Raw genomic sequence first — 18,348 nt, forward strand, 5'->3', positions numbered from 1 at the left:
ACTCACTCTTCGATCGTCAGTTGGCGGTGACGGCGTACGTCACGGCGACGCCGGGGGTGCCCACGGCGACGGTGTACGTCGCGTTCTTGTAGACGGCCTTGCTGTCGGTCGCGCCGGGCTGGACCGTGTAACCGGCCTTTTCGAGAGCGGCCTTCGCGTCGGCGAAGCCGTTCTTGTCCTTCGGCTGCACGGTGACGGACCAGCCGTCGTTCTTGTCGCCGTTGGCCACGATGATGCTGCCGGCGACGAGCGGGACGTCCGACTTCGGGAAGTCGGACGGGAGCGACTTGGAGGCCGCCTCCTGGGACGCCGACGCCGACGGCGTCGAGCTGGAGCCGTCACCGCTGCCGGAGCAGCCGGTCAGTGCGGCGATGGAGAGTGCCGCGACGAGGGCGGCGGGGACGAGCAGTTTGCTGTTGGTGCGCATCATTCTTCCTAGTGCTGTATGCGGTTCGGTAGTACAACACTCCAGCGTACTGCGCAGCCTCAGACACTCCCGCCGCGGGCGTCTGATGCTCGGTTCAGCCCAGCAGCAGTGTGCTGAGCTGGTCGGCCGAGTGCACGACCGCGATCGCGCCCGCCGCCTCGGCCGGGGAGCCGTAGCCCCACTCCACGAGGATGGTCGGGATACCGTGCTCGCCAGCACCCTCCACGTCGTACGCGCGGTCGCCGACCATCACGGTGTGGTCGAGCGCGACGCCCAGCTCGCCGAGACGGCGCAGCGCGTCGGCCACGACGTCGGCCTTCGCGCTGCGGCTCTCGTCGTCGGTCGCGCCTGCGATCACGTCGAAGTACTGCGCGAGCTCGAAGTGCTCCAGGATGCGCGTGGCCTGGGTCTCCGGCTTGCTGGTGGCGACGGCGAGCGGGATGCCCGCGGCCTGCAGCCGCTGGAGGAGGCCCCGGACCCCGGGGAAGACCGCGCTGTCGAACGCGCCGTTGGCCGCGTAGTCCGCACGGTAGACGGTGAGGGCGGCGCGGGCGCCCGCCTCATCGAAGCCGGCCATCGCCTGCAGCGAGTCGAGCAGCGGAGGCCCGACGTACTCCACGAGTTCGGAGGGGGTGGGGATGGGGAGGCCGAGCGTCTCGAACATGCGCACCAGGGAGGACGTGATGCCGGGTGCGGAGTCGGTGAGCGTGCCGTCGAGGTCGAAGAGGACGCAGGTCCAGGTGCGCGCGACGGCCGCGGGCGCCTCGGTGGTGATGGTCGGGTTTGTCATAGCCGTCCAATGCTATGTGAGATGTACGAATGTATCGTCAGTGCTCGCTGAGAGCCGACTCGATGTGCGAGCGCGCGACGACCATCGTGTGGGCGGCTCCCGGGTCGAACTGCACGGCCACGAAGTCGGCGTTGGCGATGTAGCCGAGCGCCTCAGCGGCCGGGACGATTACGGCCTGCACGCGCGTGCCCTTGCCGCCGGCGGCCCCGACGGCGTTACGGAGCGCCTTCATCGAGGTGAACAGCGGCAGCACCGGCTCGCCCGCCGTCGACTGGATGGTCCGCAGCCGGACCTCCCCGGGATCGGACCCGGTGACGTCCACCACGAGGCCGCCCTTCGTCGCGGCGGTCAGCAGCGCCTCCAGGTTCTCCATCGTCGGCTCGCCGGCGATGGCGGCGAGGGCCTTGCGGACGGGGCCGTTCTCGTAGGTCTGCGGGAAGCGTCCCGAGGGGGCGGCCATCAGAACAGCCTGCTGTCGCTGTCGTCCAGGCCACGCATGGCGTCGTAGTCGAGCACCAGGCAGCGGATGCCGCGGTCCTCGGCCAGCGTACGGGCCTGGGGTTTGATCTCCTGAGCCGCGAACACCCCGGACACCGGCGCCAGCAGCGGGTCGCGGTTCATCAGCTCCAGGTACCGCGTGAGCTGCTCGACGCCGTCGATGTCGCCGCGGCGCTTCAGCTCGACGGCGACCGACGCCCCGCGCTCGTCGCGGGCCAGGATGTCGACCGGGCCGATCGCGGTCATGTACTCGCGGCGGACCAGAACGTGGCCGTCGCCGAGGAGGTGGATCTGCTCGGCCAGCAGCTTCTGGAGGTGCGCCTCCACGCCGTCCTTCTGCAGCCCGGGGTCGACGCCCAGCTCGTGCGCCGAGTCGTGCAGCACCTCGTGGATGGAGACGACGAGCATGTCGGCCGTCTTCGCCTGGCTGACGCGCCAGACCTCGGTGATCCCGGCCTCCCGCTGCAGCTCGTCGGGCTCGTCGACCGTGAGCGTGCAGGGCGGGCTCATCCAGTTGAGCGGCTTGTAGGAGCCGCCGTCGGAGTGGACCAGGAGGCTGCCGTCGGCCTTGAGCATGAGCAGGCGCTTGGCGAGCGGGAGGTGGGCGCTCAGGCGGCCGGCGTAGTCGACGGAACAGTTGGCTATCACGAGGCGCACCGGTCAAGTGTACGGTGCTGGCAGGATGTGGGGATGGCCCACGACCTCCTCATCGGCACGTACACGCAGCGTCTCCCGCACGTCGACGGTCATGCGGACGGCGTGCTCTCGGCGCGGTTCGACGGCAGCGCGGTCGTGGACGTGACTGTGGCGGCCGAGGTGCCGAACCCGTCCTGGGTGGCGGTGTCGGCGGATGGGACCCGTGTCTACGCGGTCGAGGAGACCGGCCCGGACGGCGGTGTCTCGGCGTTCGCGCGTTCGGCCGACCGCTCACTGCGCCCGCTCGGCCGGGTGTCGAGTGGAGGCGACTCTCCCGCGCACCTGGCGCTGCACCCGTCCGGCCGGTTCCTGCTGACGGGGACCTACGTCGGCGGCACGGTCTCGGTCTTCGCGCTCGACGACGGCGCCCTCGGTGAGCGGACCGCGTTCATCCAGCACGATGGCCACGGTCCCGACCCCGCGCGGCAGGAGGCGCCGCACGTCCACCAGCTCTCGGTCGACCCGGTGAGCGGGGACGTCGTGGTGGTCGACCTCGGGCTGGGCGAGGTGCGCTGGTACGCGCTGTCGTCGGCGGGCTCGCTGACCCTCCGCCCGGAGGCGACCGTCGCGGTCGGCGCTGCGGGACCGCGGCACCTGGCGTTCCACCCGGACGGGCGGCACGCCCTCCTTGTGAACGAGCTGGACAGCACGCTCGACGTGCTGCGCCGGGAGGGCGACCGGTTCGAGCGGGTCGCCTCGGCAGGCACGCGCGGCCCGGACACGGCGGGCGCGAACCTGCCCGCCGCCGTGCGGGTGACGGACGACGGACGCACGGTGCTCGTGACCAACCGCGGGGACGACACGATCGCGGTGTTCGCCTTCGACGCGGCGGCGTCGGCCGTCGAGCTGGTGGACGTCGCGGCGGTGGGAGGCCGCGCCCCGCGCGACCTGGTGCTGTCGCCGGAGGGCGACCGCGTGCTGGCGGCGTGCCAGGACAGCGACGAGGTGGTCGTCTTCGCCTTCGACGCCGCGTCGCGCGCGCTGCGCCGGCTCGGCGCGACGCCCGTCCCGACCCCGGTCTGCCTCGCGTTCGCGTAGCCCGCCCAACATTCGTCACGAATGTCGCGTTAGGCGCCCCGGTACCGCACATTCGTGCCGAATCCGCGTGCGCCCATTCGTGCCGAATGTCGCCTTCGGCGGCGCGATACGGCACATTCGTGACGAATGTGCGTCGGGCGGCGGGGCTACTCGGCGGCGGGCTGCAGGCGCGTCCCGCGCTCCGCCGCGGGGCGCACGGCCGGCGCGGCCAGGAACGACGCCACCAGCAGCACGAGGATGAGGTACAGCGCGTTGAGCAGCCCGAACTCCTTGCCCAGGAACCCGATCAGCGGCGGCCCGACCAGGAACGCGCAGTACCCGATGATCGCCACCGCCGAGACGCGCGCGGCCGGGTTCTCGTTGCCCTCCGACGCCGCCGACATCCCGAGCGGGAAGCCCAGCGAGACGCCGAAGCCCCACAGCACCGTGCCGATCACGGCCACCCACAGCGGACCGCCGAGGATGAAGAGCAGGAGGCCGGCAACGCCCATCGCCGCCGTCACGCGGATCGCGGCCACGCGTCCGACGCGGTCGACGATCGGTCCGCCGAGCACGCGGCCGAGGGTCATCGCGGCGACGAAGAACCCGAACACGAGCGCGCCCGTGGAGTTGGACTGGCCGTGGCCGTCGACCGTGGCCAGCGCGATCCAGTCGTTCGCCGATCCCTCGCCGAACGCCATGCCGAGCATGACCACGCCGATGAGGATGAGCCGCCAGTCCGCCCACACCGCCAGCGACGCGCGGAGCCGCTGACCGAACGGGATGCGCGGCTTCTCGGCCGTCTCGTCCCCGAGGTCGGCCTCCCGCGGGATGAAGCGGATCGCGACCAGCGCCGCCGCGACGAGCAGCACGGCGATGAAGGAGAGGTGCCACACGACGCCGATGTGGAGGGCCGCCGCGGCCGCGCCCATCCCGGCGCCGAGTACGGTGCCCAGGCTGAAGAAGGCGTGCATGAGCGGCATCAGCGTCTTGCCGATCTCCCGCTCGACCGCGGTGCCCTCGACGTTCATCATCACGTCGACCATCCCGTTGCCGAAGCCGAGCAGGATGAGGCCGACAGCCACCGTCGGCACGGAGTGGAACACCGTCGAGCCGAAGCCGATCGCGAGCGTGCCGATCGCCACGATCACCAGGCTCCCGACCATCCCCCTGTGCGGGCCGAAGCGAACCAGCACGAGGGAGGACACCGACAGTCCGATGATGGCGCCGGCCGACATCCCGAGGATGAGCAGTCCGACCGAGGACGGGTCGCGGCCGAGGCCGAGGTCGTCGCGAACGCCGGGGATGCGGGCCACCCAGGTCGCCATCGCGAGTCCGCTGAGGATGAAGATCACGAAGACCGCGTTGCGCCAGGCGCGCAGTTCGCGGCGATCGCGGGTCGTCGTCGGGGTCGGCTGTGACATCGGCTGTCCTGGGAGGAGCGGGGGCCGCGAGCGGCCGGCGGGTTCTGGTGGGGGAGTGGATTTCGCCACTCGAATCGTTTCGATCGAAACGATTCGACTAAGCTACCACACGTGAACGACAGCAGCACACCCCTCGCGGGCGCCCGGCCGACGCTGGCCGCCGTCGCCCGCCTGGCCGGTGTCTCCAACTCCACCGCCTCCCTCGCCTTCTCCGGCACAGGGCCCGTGTCGGACGCCACGCGCGAGCGCGTCCTCCACGCCGCCAAGCAGCTCAACTACGCCGGGCCCGACCCGCGCGCCCGCTCGCTGCGCCGCGGCCGGTCGGGGATCGTCGGCGTCGTGATGGAGGAGCGGGTCGGCGACGCGTTCCGCGACCCGATCAAGATCGCCCTGCTCGACGGCATCTCCGACGAGATCGCCGCGGTGGACGCCGGCCTCCTCATCCTGACGGACGCGGGGAGACCGCCCAGCGGATCGAGGACGCCCCGATGGACGCCGTGGTGCTCGTCGGCTGCAGCCCACGCCTGGACGAGTCGGTCGCGATGCTGCGCCGGCGCGGCATCCCGCTCGTGGCGATCGAGGGCGACCCGGCCGACGACGTCCCCTCGATCGGCCAGGACAACCGGGAGGCCACCCGCCTCGCCGCCCAGCACCTCCACGACCTCGGCCACCGCGACGTCGCGGTCGTCACCCTGCCGCTGCCGCGTGACCGCGCGCGCGGACCGCTGACGCCCGAGGTCGTGCGCGCCAGCAGCTCCACCACGGCCACAGAGCGCCTCGCCGGCGCCAGGGACGTCTTCCCCGACGCGGGCGGCTGGACGACCCGCGGCTCGTTCGTGGAGGAGGGCCGCATCGCCGGCGCCGCCCTCCTCGCCGACCCGTCGCGCCCCACCGCGATCATCGCGCAGAGCGACCTGCTCGCCGCCGGCGTGATCCGCGCGGCGGAGGAGCTCGGCCTGGAGGTGCCGGGTGACGTCAGCGTGGTCGGCTTCGACGGCGTGCGCGTCGACGGCCTGTGGCCGTACGACCTCACGACGCTGGTGCAGCCCGCGGTCGAGAAGGGCCGCGCCGCCGGCCGCGCGATCGTGGAGATGCTGGAGGGCCACGCACCGCACCCGACGTCGTTCACGAGCGACTTCCACCGGGGGAACACGACGGCGGAGCCGCGCAGGTAGAGGTCTCACCACCCCCGCCGCATAGGGTGGACCGCATGGACCTCGAAGCCCTCTACCGCGACCTCCACGCCCACCCCGAGCTCTCGTTCCAGGAGCACCGCACCGCCGGTATCGTCGCCGAGCACCTGTCCGCCCTCGGCCTGGAGGTGCACACCGGCATCGGCCGGACCGGCGTCGCCGGCGTGCTCCGCAACGGCGACGGCCCGACCGTGCTGCTGCGCGCCGACATGGACGCGCTGCCCGTCCGCGAGGAGACCGGCCTCCCGTGGGCGTCGACCCAGACCGCGCCAGGCGACGACGGCAACCCCGTCCCGGTCATGCACGCGTGCGGCCACGACATCCACATCACCTGCCTGCTCGGAGCCGTCGAGCGCTTCGCGACGTCCACCGACGACTGGTCGGGGACGCTCGTGGCCGTGTTCCAGCCGGCGGAGGAGCACGGCGGCGGCGCGGACGTGATGGTCCAGGACGGCCTCTACGCGAAGGTCCCCGCGCCGGACATCGTGCTCGGCCAGCACGTCACCCCGTTCCCCGCCGGCATGGTGGGCGCCCATCCGGGCCCAGCGATGGCCGCGGTCGACGCTTTCGAGGTCACCCTGCGCGGCCGTGGAGGCCACGGCTCGCGCCCGGAGACGACCATCGATCCGGTGGTCATGGCGGCCTCCGCGGTCATGCGCCTGCAGACCGTCGTGTCGCGCGAGACCGCCCCGCAGGACACCGCTGTCGTCACGGTCGGCACCCTCCACGCCGGCACCAAGAACAACATCATCGCGCCGTCGGCGACCCTCGGGATCAGCGTGCGCAGCTTCGACGAGACGGTCCGCGCACGTGTGCTGGAGGGCGTCGACCGCATCCTCCGCGCGGAGCTGCTGGCCAGCGGCTCCCCGCACGAGCCGACCACCGAGTGGGGCGAGCGCTACCCGGTCACGGTCAACGACCTGGAGGCCACCGCTCGCGTGAACGCGGCGTTCGCGTCCGAGTTCGGTGCGGAGGCCGTCCTCGAGCCGGGCGCGCTGTCCGGCAGCGAGGATGTCGGCAACCTGGCGACGGCGGCGGGCGTCCCGCTCGTCTACTGGCTGCTCGGCGGGGGCGACCCGGAGACGGTGCGCGCGGCGATCGCGGCGGGGACCGTGGAGACGGACATCCCGTCCAACCACTCGCCGTTCTTCGCGCCGGTGGCGCAGCCGACGATCGACGTGGGCGTGCGGGCGCTGGTGGCGGCGGCGCGGGAGTGGCTGGGCTGAGCTGGAGGTAGCGGGGTGGGTCTGCGCCCCGTTACCGCTCGGCGCCCGCCCGCATCCACGCCCGGCCACGCGCCCGCAGCCCCAACGTCACCGCCCGCGCCCCGAGGTACCCGAACGCGAACGCCGCCGTCAGCGCCGCGAGTCCTCCCGCGTCAGGCGACCCCGAGGCCACCACCGCGAGCGCCAGCGGCACGAACACCGCCACGTTCAACACCCCCGTCAGCGCCAGGTACCGTGCGTCCCCCGCGCCGATCAGCACACCGTCGAGCACGAACACGTAGCCCCCCAGCGGCGCGCTCACCCCGATGATGGCGAGTGCAACCGGGAGCAGCGCCGCCACCGACGGGCTGCTCGTGAACAGCCCGGCCGCGACCGGGCTGAGCGCCACCGTCGCCGCCCCCAGGACCACGCCCGCGCCGAGTCCCCACTGCACGCACCGGCGCAGGACCTCCCGGACGTCGCCGAGCTCCCCGGCGCCGAGCCCCTTGCCGACCAGCGCCTGCGCCGCGATCGCGAGCGCATCCAGCGCGAACGCGAGCGTCGCGAACACGGTCATCGTCACCTGGAAGGCCGCGAGCTCGTCCGGCCCCAGCCGCGTCGCGCAGAACACGGCCAGCAGCATCGCCGCGCGCAGGCTCGCCGTGCGCAGGAACAGCCATCCCCCGCCCGGGCGGTCCGGCCGATCCCGGCGTGGTGCGGGAGCAGTGGGGCGCCGACGCGTCGCGCGCGCCGGACGACGATGACCGCGTACACGACGACCATCGCCCACTGCGCCACGACGGTCCCGAGCGCGGAGCCGGCGATTCCGAGCCCCGCCGGATAGATGAAGCAGAAGTTGAGCAGGATGTTCGCCCCGAACCCTGCGACGGCGACCGCGAGTGGGGTACGGGTGTCCTGCAGGCCGCGCAGCAGCCCGGTCATCGCGAAGACGAGCAGCATGGCCGGGAGCCCGAGCATCGAGATCGCGAGGTAGGTCTCCGCCTGGGCGGCGACCTCAGCGGACGCGCCGAACAGCCCCACCAGCACCGGGGAGGCCGCCCACCCGGCCGCGGCGAGCACGATTCCGAGCGCGAGCGCCAGCCAGCTCCCGTCGACGCCCGCGGCGACCGCACCGCGCTCGTCACCCGCGCCCAGCCGGCGTGCGACGGCGGGCGTGGTCGAGTAGGCGAGGAACACCATGAGCCCCACGACGGTCTGCAGCACGGCGCTCGCGATCCCGAGCCCGGCGAGCGGGGCGACCCCCAGATGCCCGACCATCGCCGAGTCGGCCAGCAGGAAGAGCGGCTCGGCCACGAGCGCGCCGAGCGCAGGGACGGCGAGCCGCAGGATCTCGCGGTCGAGCGGGCGGCGGGGGAGGACGTTCACGGCGGGGACAACGGTATCGCGAAGGGGTGACATGGGTGGTGGGCGGCTGGTTTGAGCTGGATGGCGATAGCGGGGGTGCGGTGGTTTGGGGTGTTGCCGGCGACCTCGCCGCGGAAGCGCGCGCCGGCCGCCTCCTGCTCACGCACCTCGCCCTCGGCCTCCCGCCCACCGACGCGATCCGGCGGGCCTCCACACGCTTCGGCGGCCCCGTCGCCGCGGCGCGCCCCGGCGACGTCGTGTCGGTCGGTCCGGTGTCGGTGGCTGTTCCTACAGTGGAGGGATGAGCCACCTGATGCCGGAACTGCTGTCCACCTGGTCCTGGCGTCTCGAGCGGGTCCGCAACGGGCGCACGGTGCTCACCAAGGGGCAGGCGGCGTCTGCGCGCACCGACCTCCTCCACGACCGGTCCGCGCATCCGGGCGACTACTCCGGCTACGAGGAGGAGTACACCTCGGCCGTCGACGCGCTGGGCGTGCTCGCGCAGCAGGCCAACCGCAGCGACGACCTCCTGGCGGTGCTCCGTTCCGAGCGGCCGGTGGACGCCCCGGCGCGCGAACGTTACGCCACCGCGCCCGACAGCACGGGAGTCCAGCGCGCCTCCCTCGCCGCCGAACACGATCGCGTCCCGGCGGGGCTCCCGGAGGCTCTGGATCAGTGGGTCCACCGGCTCATCCGCTACCGCAGCGGCGCCAAGATCATCGCCCCGGTCGAGGCCGCGCGCGCCGAGATCCGGCTGCGCAACGAGGCCGACCTCAACCCCGGCGCCTACCGCAACGCGACAGCGGCGCCGTACTTCGGGAGGGTGATGCGGGAGCTCGGCGAGATCGCGACCTCGCAGCGCCCGGGAGTCCACCTCTCCCGGCGCGGGCTCCACCGCGGCCTCGCCGACGACTCGTTCCTGTGAGCAGGACGTCCTCGCGGCGCCGTCGTCCGGCGCCGTGGCCGGTCGCTGTGGTCGCGCTGCTGCTCGCCGTCGCGGGAGCGGGAGGCTACGCCGCGCTGACCCACGGTGGCGCACCGGCCGGGCCGCCGGCGGCGGGTGCCTCGACTTCACTCGCATCCCCGCCCGGCGCCCGCTCGGCGACGGGCCTTCTCGACGCGCCCGGCGCACGCGCCGCGCTGGCGCAGCTCCCGGTGAAGGGCCGCGCGCCGGCGACCGGCTACGACCGTGTCGCCCGCTTCGGCGAGGCGTGGCTCGACGTCGACAAGAACGGCTGCGACACCCGGGACGACATCCTCGCCCGCGACCTCGCCGCGGTCACGCGTCGCACGGACTGTGCGGTCCTCACCGGCACCCTGAGCGACCCGTACACCGGCCGCAGCATCGCGTTCACCCGCGGGGTCCAGACGTCCGCGCTCGTCCAGATCGACCACGTCGTCGCGCTGCTCGACGCCTGGCAGACCGGAGCCCAGGGGTTGAGCCAGGACACGCGCGTCCAGCTCGCGAACGACCCGCTCGAACTGCTGGCGGTGGACGGGGCGACGAACCAGGCGAAAGGCGCGGGCGACGCCGCGACGTGGCTGCCGCCGAACCGCGGGTTCCGCTGCGAGTACGCGGCCCGGCAGGTCGCGGTGAAGGCGAAGTACGGACTGTGGGTGACGGCCGCGGAGGGTGCGGCGTTGAAGGGGATCCTCGCGGGGTGCTGACGGCTGCGGTGGAGGCGATTGTGACGCGCTGCTGAGCGCCGCGGCGCCGCCGCGTCGCCCCTGTGTCCGGCCGCGACCGGCCGCTACGATCAACGCATGCACCAGCCAGAGCGCATGATCCCCCGCCGATCGGGCGGCACCGCGGTGCGGCCGTGACCCCCGCCGAGGCGGCCGCCCTGCTCGGACTCCCCGAGAACGCGACCGAAGCCCAGATCACGGAGGCGTATGCCGCGCACATCGCGACCGTCCCGGAGAGTGACATCGCCGCCGTCGACGCGCTCACGCGGGCGCGGGACGCACTCCTCGCCGGGGTCCGCTGGCTGCCGCCGCAGAGCGCTGGTGCGCCGCGCGAGTGGGGAACGGCCCGGGGCGCCGCGACGCCGATCGGACTGGGGCAGCAGACTCAGCCCGGATACCCGCCACTCCCACCCGCGGCGGCGCAACCTGGACCGCTGTCGCAGCCGGGCTCCCCCTCCCAGCCCGCCCCCGCGCCGCAGGCCACCACTCAGCAGTCCCCGGGATACCCACTCCAGCAGCACGGCTACCCATACGCGCCCTCCTTCGCGCCCACGGGCGGACCGGGACTCGCGGCCCACCCCCAGCAACCGCCCTACCCCGGCTACCCCCAACCCCCCGCCTACCCCACCCGCCGCCGCACCCCCTCTCCAACGGCGCCATCATCGGCATCGCCCTCGGCAGCACCGCCGTGCTCCTCGTGGTCCTGCTCGTCGCGGTCATCGCCCTCGCCGGCGGCACCCAGCGGGGCCTCGCGAACGCCGCCGCCCAGCACGGCTCCGCCGCCGCGCCGTCCACCGCCCCGTCGAGCAGCGACCCGTCGGCGGCCGACCAGAGCTACGTCATCGACGGCGTGACGATCAAGCCGGAACAGGGGTGGACCTTCCTGCTGACCTCCCAGCGCGACTGCCCCGCCGCCGAGGTGATCGTCGGGTTCGCGGACACCATCGACGGCGACTCCATGGATCAGCACACCGACACCGTCTCGCTGAAGGCCGGCGTCCCGTACACCTACACGGTTCCCGACACGGCCTCCACGCGCCAGTACGCCGGCATCGACGACCTGCAGTGCGTCCCGACCTGATCCGGCGCGTAAGGATTCCGTTAATAGTTTTCACAAATTACTGAATCAAGCGTAGAGTCACGCCCATGACCACAGTGATTGAGGCCTCGGGCCTCGAGAAGCGATTCGGCCGGGTCCGGGCACTGGACGGCCTCGACCTCACCGTCACCGAGGGTGAAGTCCACGGATTCCTCGGGCCGAACGGCGCAGGCAAGTCGACGACCATCCGCGTCCTCCTCGGCCTCGCGCGCTCCAACGGCGGCACCGCCCGCGTCTTCGGCAGCGACCCCTGGCGGGACGCCGTCGCCCTGCATCGCCGCATCGCCTACGTCCCCGGCGACGTCAGCCTCTGGCCGAACCTCTCCGGCGGGGAGGCCATCGACCTCCTCGCCCGGCTCCGCGGCGGCACCGCGGACAAGGCCGCCTACGCCGAGCGCAAGAAGCGGCTGATCGAGGTGTTCCAGCTCGACCCGACCAAGAAGGGCCGCGCCTACTCCAAGGGCAACCGGCAGAAGGTCGCGCTCGTCGCCGCCTTCGCCACCCCGGCGGACCTCTACATCCTCGACGAGCCGACCAGCGGACTCGACCCGTTGATGGAGGCCACCTTCAACGCCGAGATCGCGCGCATCTCCCGGGACGGCGCGACCGTCCTGCTGTCCAGCCACATCCTCTCCGAGGTGGAGCAGCTCTGCGACCGGGTGAGCATCATCCGCGAGGGCAAGACCGTCGAGTCCGGCACGCTGGACGAGCTCCGCCACCTGACCCGCACCGAGATCTCGTTCGCGGCCGACGGCATGACGGACGAGCAGCTCGCCCGCATCCCCGACGCCCACGACCTTCGCACCGACAACGGCCGCGTCAAGTTCACTGCTGACAGCGACGGCCTCCCGCCGGTCCTCGCAGCGCTCGCCGACCTGAACGTGAAGAGCCTGACCGTGGCCCCGCCGTCGCTGGAGGAGCTGTTCCTCCGCCACTACGGCGACGAGCTGGCCGGTGTCGCCGAGCTGGAGGCGGAGGCGAAGGGGCGATGAGCACCACGACCACCGACCGCCCGGCCACGCGCGCCGGGCGCACCGCCGTCCCCGAACGCGGACGCGTCGCGACCCTCGGCGTCCTGCTCCGCCAGCGCCTGCGCCGCGACCGCTGGCAGCTCCTCATCTGGATCCTCTGCATCGCGTTCCTCGCGCTCTTCTCCGCGGCGAGCATCGACCAGACCTACGGGTCGGCGACCGGCCGCGAGGAGCTGATCCGGCTCGCGATCGCGAACCCGACCGTCCTCGTCCTGCGCGGCCTCCCGCAGGGCACCGGCCTCGCCGCGGTCACCTTCTTCGAGATCTACACCTTCCTCGCGCTGCTCGCCGGGCTGATGAACACGTTCCTCGCTGTCCGGCACTCCCGGGCGGAGGAGGAGTCCGGTCGCGCCGAGCTCGTCGGGTCGACCCCCGCGGCGCGGCTCACCCCGACGGTCGCGACGGTCATCCACGGCGTCCTCGCGGACATCGTGCTCGCGCTGGCCACGGCGCTCGGCTTCATGGCGTCCGGCCTCCCGGCGTACGGCTCCCTCGTCGCGGGAGCGGCAGTCGGCGGCGCGGGAATCGCCTTCCTCGCCGTCGGCCTCCTCCTCGCCCAGGTGATGAGCACCTCCCGCGGCGCGAACGGCTACGCCTCCGCCGTCGTGGTGCTCGCCTGGGTGCTGCGCGGGATCGGCGACGCGATCGGCACGGTCACGGGCTCCGGCACGACGATGGTCTCCGGCTGGCCGACCTGGCTCAGCCCGATCGGCTGGGGCGAGCAGTTCTCGCCGTACGTCCGCAACGACTGGACGCCGCTGCTCCTCCAGCTCGGCTTCGCGATCGTGCTCATCGCCGCGGTGTTCGGCCTCCAGGCCGTGCGCGACTCGGGCGCGGGGATCGTCCCCGAGCGCGCCGGCCGGCGGGATGCCCTCCCGATGCTGAACGGCCCGCTCGGGCTCGCCTGGCGCCTCCAGTGGCCGACCGTCCTCGGCTGGACGATCGGCGGCCTTCTCACCGGCGTGCTCGCGGGGGCGCTCGGCAGCGTGGTCAGCTCGTCGATCGCGAACGACCCCAGCCTGGGGAACATCCGGGATGCCGTCGCCCACCTGGGCGCGGGCGGCTCCGGCCCGATGACGGCGCTCTTCCTCTCCGCGATCATGTCGATCGTCGGGGTGCTCGCCGCGGCGTGCGCGGTGCAGACGGTCATCCGGCTCCGCCAGGAGGAGGTCGGAGGGTCGGCAGAGGTGATGATGGCGACCCCGGTCTCCCGGGTCCGCTGGCTGCTCGACTTCGTGTTGGTCGGCCTGATCGCGATCGTGCTCGTGCTGCTGGCGGCGGCGCTCGCCGCGGGCGTGTCCGCGACGGCGGCGGGGGAGAAGGCGTCCGCCTTCAATGACGCGTTCGCCGCCGCGGCCGCGCAGTTCCCGGTGGCGCTCGTCTACCTCGGCGTGCTGACGCTGGTGTTCGTGGTGCTGCCGAGCTGGACCGTCCCGGTCGGCTGGGCCGCCCTCGGCGCCGGCGCGTTCATCGGCATCTTCGGCGCCCTGATCAAGCTCCCGGACTGGCTGCGCCACTTCTCCCCGTTCGCCGACGCCCCCGTCGTCGTCGGGAAGGTGGATTGGACCGGTGGATACTGGATGTTCGGCATCGCGGTGGTCGCGCTCGCCGCCGCCGCGGCGCTCATCCGACGCCGGGACTTCGCGATCGGTTAGGGACGGGCATGGCGAGGGACGAACGCGCTCTGACCGAGATGATGGAGCACTCCGCGGCGGTGCTGACCGCCGCGGGGTTCCCGAAGATGCCCGCCCGCGTGCTGATGGCCCTCACGGTCACCGAGTCGACCGGGCTGACGGCCGCGCAGCTCGCCGAGCGGCTGGACGCGAGCCCGGCCGCGATCTCCGGAGCGGTCCGCTACCTCCAGACCCTCGGGATCGTCCGGCGCCTGTCGCAGAACGGCAGCCGCCGCGACCTCTACCAGATGCCGGCCGACTGGTACGCCCTGATGGTCCGCAACAGCCCGATCTACGGCGTGCTCGCCGACCAGGCGGACGCGGGCCTCGCCGCCATCGACGGCCCGGACGACCCGGCGACCGAGCGGCTGCGCGACATGGCCGGCTTCTACCGCTTCATGCAGGACCGGCTGCCGGAGATGCTGAACGAGTGGGAGCAGATCCGGGCGTCGCGGGATGCGTGAGCGGGGTGCGACCCGATTTGCCACCCTACAAATATCGGACTAATGCCTAACCCGCGTCCACGAGGGCGGACAAGCGGGCCCTGCGCGAGCCCGGGCCACCGCTGGGCGGCGGCTTCGGGAGGCCATCGCCGCACCGTGGATCGGTTCGGCGACCGGCGTGCCTCGCCTGCCGGTCGTGAACATCTGAAATGCTAATGATCGGACTCACAGGGGGATCGACATGCGTTTCACCACTCCGGCGCGGAAGGCGCTGGTGGTCGCGGTGCTGCTCGCCGTCAACGTGGCGCTCGCGCTGCTGTTCGACGCCCTCCACTCCGAGCCGGCGTCCATCGTGCTGACGGTGCTGCAGGTCGCCGGGTGGTACATCGTCTCCCGGGTGTTCCGGGGGCCGGGGGAGCCCGTGCGCGCGGCGCGGCCATGGTGGCGGATGACGAACCGGCCGCTCCTGTCCGGGGTCTTCGGTGTCGGCTACGCCGTGCTCGCCCTGGTCAACATCGGCTTCTCGCTCGCCGGGTTCGGCAGCATCTCCGGCACCGTGTCGATCCTCGCCGAGCTGGTCCTCGCCGCGCTCTTCCTGAACTCGTACGCCTGCCTCCGTCCGCGGCGGACCGCGCCTCAACAGGCTCCTGCGCGGCAGCAGTCGCGTCCGCGCGTCTCCGGGGGCGCGCGCACCTGACAGGCGGGGCGCCCGCGCCGTAGGCTGGAGCGCATGACGCTCTCCTCCGGCATCGCCACCGACGAACTCGACCCCACGATCCGCCCGCAGGACGACCTGTTCCGGCACGTCAACGGCACCTGGATCGACCGCACCGAGATCCCGGGCGACAAGGCGCGCTGGGGCTCCTTCATGGAGCTCGCCGAGAAGTCGGAGGCCGCGGTCCGCGAGATCGTGGAGGCCGCGCAGACCGCCCCCGAAGGCACCGAGGAGCGCAAGTTCGGCGACCTCTACACGAGCTTCCTCGACGAGGACCGCGTCGACGCGCTCGGCGTCGAGCCGATCCGCGCGCAGCTCGCGATCGCCGACGACGTCGCCACCATCCCGGAGTTCCTGAAGACCCTCGGCGAGCTGGAGCGGCACGGCGTCGGCGGCATCTACCAGCTCTTCGTCGACAACGACCCGGGCGACCCCAGCCGCTACCTCGTGTTCGCCGAGCAGGCGGGCATCTCGCTGCCCGACGAGTCCTACTTCCGCGAGGAGCGGTTCGCGCCGATCCGGGAGGCCTTCGCCGCGCACGTGCAGCGGATGTTCGAGCTGGCCGGCTTCCAGGACGCCCCCGAGCGCGCCCAGCGGGTCTACGACCTCGAAGTGGAGATCGCCGCGCAGCACTGGGACAACGTGACCTCCCGCGACTCCGAGAAGACCTACAACCTGTTCTCCTGGGCCGACGCCACCGCCCTGTTCGGCTCGACGGGCCTCGACGACTGGGCCGCCGGCCTGGGCGCACCGCAGGGCGCGCTCGCCGAGGTGGTCCTGCGCCAGCCGTCCTTCACCTCCGGCGTCGCCGGCCTCCTCACCGAGGACAAGCTGCAGTCGTGGAAGGACTGGCTGGCCTGGCAGATCATCCACGACTCCGCCCCGTACCTGACCGGCGACTTCGTGGACGCCAACTTCGACTTCTACGGCCGCACCCTCACCGGCACGCCGGAGATGCGGGCCCGCTGGAAGCGCGGCGTCTCGCTCGTGGAGGGCGTGATGGGCGAGGCCGTCGGCCGCATCTACGTCGAGAAGCACTTCCCGCCTGCGGCCAAGCAGGAGATGGACGAGCTGGTCGCCAACCTGATCGAGGCGTACCGGCAGAGCATCCAGAAGCTCGAATGGATGGGGGAGGACACCCGCGACCGCGCGCTCGACAAGCTCGGCAAGTTCACGCCCAAGATCGGCTACCCCGTGAAGTGGCGCGACTACTCCGCGCTCGTCATCGACCCGACCGACCTGGTCGCCAACGTGCGCGCCGCCGCGCTGTTCGAGTTCAACCGCGAGCTGAACAAGATCGGCAAGCCGATCGACCGCGACGAGTGGTTCATGACCCCGCAGACGATCAACGCCTACTACAACCCGGGCTTCAACGAGATCGTCTTCCCCGCGGCCATCCTGCAGTACCCGTTCTTCGACGAGAGCCGGGACGCCGCAGCCAACTACGGCGCGATCGGCGCGGTGATCGGCCACGAGATCGGCCACGGCTTCGACGACCAGGGCTCCAAGTTCGACGGCGACGGCAAGCTGGACGACTGGTGGACGGCCGCCGACCGTGCCGCGTTCGAAAAGCGCACCGGCAGCCTGATCGCGCAGTACGACGCGCTCGCCCCCGCGCAGGTGCCCGACCACCACGTGAACGGCGCCCTCACCATCGGCGAGAACATCGGCGACCTCGGCGGTCTCGGCATCGCGTGGAAGGCGTACCTCCTCTCCCTCGGCGGCGAGGAGCCTCCCGTGGTCGACGGACTGAGCGGCGCGGAGCGGTTCTTCCTCAGCTGGGCGCAGGCCTGGCAGCAGAAGGGCCGCGACGAGGAGGTCATCCGACTGCTGGCGATCGACCCGCACTCGCCGAACGAGTTCCGCTGCAACCAGATCGTCCGCAACATCGACGCTTTCTACGAGACGTTCGGGGTCGCGGACGGCGACAAGCTGTGGCTGGCTCCGGAGGAGCGCGTGACCATCTGGTGACGCGCCGGGGAGTGCGCGAAAGGGATCGCCCGGCGACCCCTCCGGCGAGGTAACATCGTCCCTATCGCGTCGAGGACACCCTGCCTCGCCGCGTCGCGGGCCGGGGGACCGCAGCACGGACCGAAGCCCCGACTCGGAAGAAAGACCCAGCGCGACTGTGACGATCCAGACCCCGGAGACCGACCACCGCCGCCGGCACGCCAGTGCGCGCCGCGGCCGGCACCGCGGGTCCGCGCCCGCCGCCGCCGAGGTCTTCAGCCGCGGCTTCGACGCGCTCGGGCGGCTGGCCGTGCAGGGCGTGCAGGTCTCGGCGCGGGCGACGGACCTCTCCACAGGCGAGGTGCTGTTCTCGGTCGACGACCACGTGGTGATGCCCACGGCGAGCATCGGCAAGGTCCTGCTGCTGGTGGAGGTCGCCGCGCGCCTCCAGTCGCACCAGCTCAGCCCGCTGGCCCAGCTGGATCGCGCACCCCAGGACATCGCGGGGGAGTCCGGCATCTGGCAGCACCTGCAGGTCCCCGCCCTCCCGGTCGCCGACCTGGCGGCCCTCGTCGGCGCGACGAGCGACAACCTCGCGACCAACGTCCTGCTGCGCCGCGTCGGCCTGGAGGCCGTGAGCGCCCGCACGGAGTCCCTCGGCCTCACCCGCACCGCCCTCCTCGACCTGGTCCGCGACCACCGCGGCCCGGACGACGCCCCGCAGCTCTCGGTCGGCAGCGCCAACGAGCTGACCTGGCTGTTCTCGGCGCTGGCCCGCGGGGAGGTCGTGGACGCCGCGACGAGCCGCCAGGTCATCTCCTGGCTGTCCCTCAACAGCGACTTCTCCCTGGTGTCGAGCGCGTTCGGTCTCGACCCGCACTCGCACCGCCACCCGGAGCACGGCATCCTGCTGGTCAACAAGACCGGCACCGACGCCGGGGTCCGCAGTGAGGTCGGCGTGCTGCGCGGGCCGCGCGCGGGGTCACCTACGCGGTGTCGACGTACTTCGACGACACGGCGCTGCCGGCACGGCTGTCGGTGATCGACGGGATGCGGACGGTGGGGCTGGATCTGCTGGAGTATGTGTTCTGAGGCGGGCTACCGCGCGGCCATGAACGCGTCTTCCGGGTCGTAGT

17 protein-coding genes and 3 pseudogenes are annotated in these 18,348 nt (G+C 72.5%); 14 read left to right on the top strand and 6 right to left on the bottom strand.

Annotated elements, in window-relative coordinates; all coding sequences use genetic code 11:
- Nucleotides 1–16: 16 nt before the first annotated feature.
- From ACQ86L_RS12975 to nucS, 4 genes are all read right to left on the bottom strand, one after another.
- The gene (locus tag ACQ86L_RS12975; protein ID WP_434315764.1) at nt 17–427 is read right to left on the bottom strand and encodes a hypothetical protein; all 411 of its coding nucleotides are present in this window, start codon (nt 425–427) and stop codon (nt 17–19) included.
- A 94-nt stretch (nt 428–521) separates the two neighbouring features.
- Entirely contained in the window at nt 522–1,217 is a 696-nt protein-coding gene (locus ACQ86L_RS12980) for an HAD hydrolase-like protein (RefSeq protein WP_434315765.1), read from the bottom strand.
- 37 nt (nt 1,218–1,254) lie between these two features.
- Complete coding sequence (locus ACQ86L_RS12985) at nt 1,255–1,677, bottom strand: SseB family protein (RefSeq protein ID WP_434315766.1); 423 nt, start codon at nt 1,675–1,677, stop codon at nt 1,255–1,257.
- Nucleotides 1,677–2,372: an endonuclease NucS gene (gene nucS / locus ACQ86L_RS12990; protein ID WP_434315767.1), complete on the bottom strand. Its 696-nt coding sequence runs from the start codon at nt 2,370–2,372 to the stop codon at nt 1,677–1,679. Before nucS ends, ACQ86L_RS12985 begins: the two co-directional genes overlap by 1 nt.
- A 33-nt stretch (nt 2,373–2,405) precedes the next feature.
- Between nucS and ACQ86L_RS12995 the strand changes: the two genes are divergently transcribed.
- Nucleotides 2,406–3,449, top strand: a complete 1,044-nt coding sequence (locus tag ACQ86L_RS12995; protein ID WP_434315768.1) for a lactonase family protein — start codon at nt 2,406–2,408, stop codon at nt 3,447–3,449.
- Nucleotides 3,450–3,595: 146 nt separating this feature from the next.
- Here the strand turns inward: ACQ86L_RS12995 and ACQ86L_RS13000 are convergent, their stop codons facing one another.
- Nucleotides 3,596–4,852 (bottom strand): MFS transporter, encoded by a 1,257-nt coding sequence (locus ACQ86L_RS13000; RefSeq protein ID WP_434315769.1) that lies wholly within the window; start codon nt 4,850–4,852, stop codon nt 3,596–3,598.
- A 111-nt stretch (nt 4,853–4,963) separates the two neighbouring features.
- On the opposite strand from ACQ86L_RS13000, the pseudogene ACQ86L_RS13005 reads away from it, so the two are divergent.
- The 3 genes and pseudogenes from ACQ86L_RS13005 to ACQ86L_RS13015 form a co-directional block, all read left to right on the top strand.
- A pseudogene (locus ACQ86L_RS13005) lies at nt 4,964–5,074 on the top strand (transcriptional regulator); the annotation flags it as partial.
- Nucleotides 5,075–5,340: 266 nt separating this feature from the next.
- On the top strand, nt 5,341–6,027 hold the full coding sequence (locus tag ACQ86L_RS13010) for a substrate-binding domain-containing protein (protein WP_434315770.1): 687 nt from the start codon (nt 5,341–5,343) through the stop codon (nt 6,025–6,027).
- 35 nt (nt 6,028–6,062) lie between these two features.
- Nucleotides 6,063–7,271 carry an amidohydrolase gene (locus ACQ86L_RS13015; protein WP_434315771.1) on the top strand — a complete coding sequence of 403 codons (1,209 nt, stop codon included), beginning with the start codon at nt 6,063–6,065 and terminating at the stop codon, nt 7,269–7,271.
- 31 nt (nt 7,272–7,302) lie between these two features.
- Here ACQ86L_RS13015 and ACQ86L_RS13020 read toward each other — a convergent pair.
- Nucleotides 7,303–8,669, bottom strand: a pseudogene (locus ACQ86L_RS13020) (MATE family efflux transporter).
- Between the two features lie 47 nt (nt 8,670–8,716).
- On the opposite strand from ACQ86L_RS13020, the gene ACQ86L_RS13025 reads away from it, so the two are divergent.
- The 10 genes and pseudogenes from ACQ86L_RS13025 to ACQ86L_RS13070 all read left to right on the top strand — a co-directional run bounded on the left by ACQ86L_RS13025 (nt 8,717) and on the right by ACQ86L_RS13070 (nt 18,304).
- Nucleotides 8,717–8,920, top strand: a complete 204-nt coding sequence (locus tag ACQ86L_RS13025) for a hypothetical protein (RefSeq protein WP_434315772.1) — start codon at nt 8,717–8,719, stop codon at nt 8,918–8,920.
- Complete coding sequence (locus ACQ86L_RS13030; protein WP_434315773.1) at nt 8,917–9,540, top strand: hypothetical protein; 624 nt, start codon at nt 8,917–8,919, stop codon at nt 9,538–9,540. The genes ACQ86L_RS13025 and ACQ86L_RS13030 overlap by 4 nt, the downstream gene beginning before the upstream one ends.
- Complete coding sequence (locus tag ACQ86L_RS13035) at nt 9,537–10,283, top strand: HNH endonuclease family protein (RefSeq protein ID WP_434315774.1); 747 nt, start codon at nt 9,537–9,539, stop codon at nt 10,281–10,283. The genes ACQ86L_RS13030 and ACQ86L_RS13035 overlap by 4 nt, the downstream gene beginning before the upstream one ends.
- A 706-nt stretch (nt 10,284–10,989) precedes the next feature.
- Complete coding sequence (locus tag ACQ86L_RS13040) at nt 10,990–11,382, top strand: hypothetical protein (RefSeq protein WP_434315775.1); 393 nt, start codon at nt 10,990–10,992, stop codon at nt 11,380–11,382.
- A gap of 65 nt (nt 11,383–11,447) precedes the next feature.
- Nucleotides 11,448–12,392 (top strand): ABC transporter ATP-binding protein, encoded by a 945-nt coding sequence (locus tag ACQ86L_RS13045; RefSeq protein WP_434315776.1) that lies wholly within the window; start codon nt 11,448–11,450, stop codon nt 12,390–12,392.
- Nucleotides 12,389–14,086, top strand: coding sequence for an ABC transporter permease (locus ACQ86L_RS13050; protein WP_434315777.1), 1,698 nt, complete (start codon nt 12,389–12,391; stop codon nt 14,084–14,086). Before ACQ86L_RS13045 ends, ACQ86L_RS13050 begins: the two co-directional genes overlap by 4 nt.
- A gap of 8 nt (nt 14,087–14,094) precedes the next feature.
- A complete protein-coding gene (locus ACQ86L_RS13055) occupies nt 14,095–14,568 on the top strand; it encodes a GbsR/MarR family transcriptional regulator (RefSeq protein ID WP_434315778.1) in 474 nt (157 codons plus the stop codon).
- Between the two features lie 220 nt (nt 14,569–14,788).
- Nucleotides 14,789–15,244, top strand: a complete 456-nt coding sequence (locus tag ACQ86L_RS13060; protein WP_434315779.1) for a hypothetical protein — start codon at nt 14,789–14,791, stop codon at nt 15,242–15,244.
- Between the two features lie 33 nt (nt 15,245–15,277).
- The gene (locus tag ACQ86L_RS13065) at nt 15,278–17,233 is read left to right on the top strand and encodes a M13 family metallopeptidase (RefSeq protein WP_434315780.1); all 1,956 of its coding nucleotides are present in this window, start codon (nt 15,278–15,280) and stop codon (nt 17,231–17,233) included.
- Nucleotides 17,234–17,390: 157 nt separating this feature from the next.
- A pseudogene (locus tag ACQ86L_RS13070) lies at nt 17,391–18,304 on the top strand (serine hydrolase).
- Nucleotides 18,305–18,348 lie beyond the last annotated feature (44 nt).

Source organism: Leifsonia sp. P73, assembly GCF_051059105.1.
Classification (GTDB): Bacteria; Actinomycetota; Actinomycetes; order Actinomycetales; family Microbacteriaceae; genus Leifsonia.

What these genes read in the sequence shown, in the direction of transcription:
- ACQ86L_RS13065 (WP_434315780.1), top strand. Translation starts at nt 15,278, where the DNA reads ATGACGCTCTCCTCCGGCATCGCCACCGACGAACTCGACCCCACGATC.
- ACQ86L_RS12995 (WP_434315768.1), top strand. Translation starts at nt 2,406, where the DNA reads ATGGCCCACGACCTCCTCATCGGCACGTACACGCAGCGTCTCCCGCAC.
- ACQ86L_RS13030 (WP_434315773.1), top strand. Translation starts at nt 8,917, where the DNA reads ATGAGCCACCTGATGCCGGAACTGCTGTCCACCTGGTCCTGGCGTCTC.
- ACQ86L_RS12975 (WP_434315764.1), bottom strand. Translation starts at nt 427, where the DNA reads ATGCGCACCAACAGCAAACTGCTCGTCCCCGCCGCCCTCGTCGCGGCA.
- ACQ86L_RS13050 (WP_434315777.1), top strand. Translation starts at nt 12,389, where the DNA reads ATGAGCACCACGACCACCGACCGCCCGGCCACGCGCGCCGGGCGCACC.
- ACQ86L_RS13010 (WP_434315770.1), top strand. Translation starts at nt 5,341, where the DNA reads ATGGACGCCGTGGTGCTCGTCGGCTGCAGCCCACGCCTGGACGAGTCG.
- ACQ86L_RS13055 (WP_434315778.1), top strand. Translation starts at nt 14,095, where the DNA reads ATGGCGAGGGACGAACGCGCTCTGACCGAGATGATGGAGCACTCCGCG.
- ACQ86L_RS12985 (WP_434315766.1), bottom strand. Translation starts at nt 1,677, where the DNA reads ATGGCCGCCCCCTCGGGACGCTTCCCGCAGACCTACGAGAACGGCCCC.
- ACQ86L_RS12980 (WP_434315765.1), bottom strand. Translation starts at nt 1,217, where the DNA reads ATGACAAACCCGACCATCACCACCGAGGCGCCCGCGGCCGTCGCGCGC.
- ACQ86L_RS13060 (WP_434315779.1), top strand. Translation starts at nt 14,789, where the DNA reads ATGCGTTTCACCACTCCGGCGCGGAAGGCGCTGGTGGTCGCGGTGCTG.
- ACQ86L_RS13045 (WP_434315776.1), top strand. Translation starts at nt 11,448, where the DNA reads ATGACCACAGTGATTGAGGCCTCGGGCCTCGAGAAGCGATTCGGCCGG.
- ACQ86L_RS13000 (WP_434315769.1), bottom strand. Translation starts at nt 4,852, where the DNA reads ATGTCACAGCCGACCCCGACGACGACCCGCGATCGCCGCGAACTGCGC.
- ACQ86L_RS13015 (WP_434315771.1), top strand. Translation starts at nt 6,063, where the DNA reads ATGGACCTCGAAGCCCTCTACCGCGACCTCCACGCCCACCCCGAGCTC.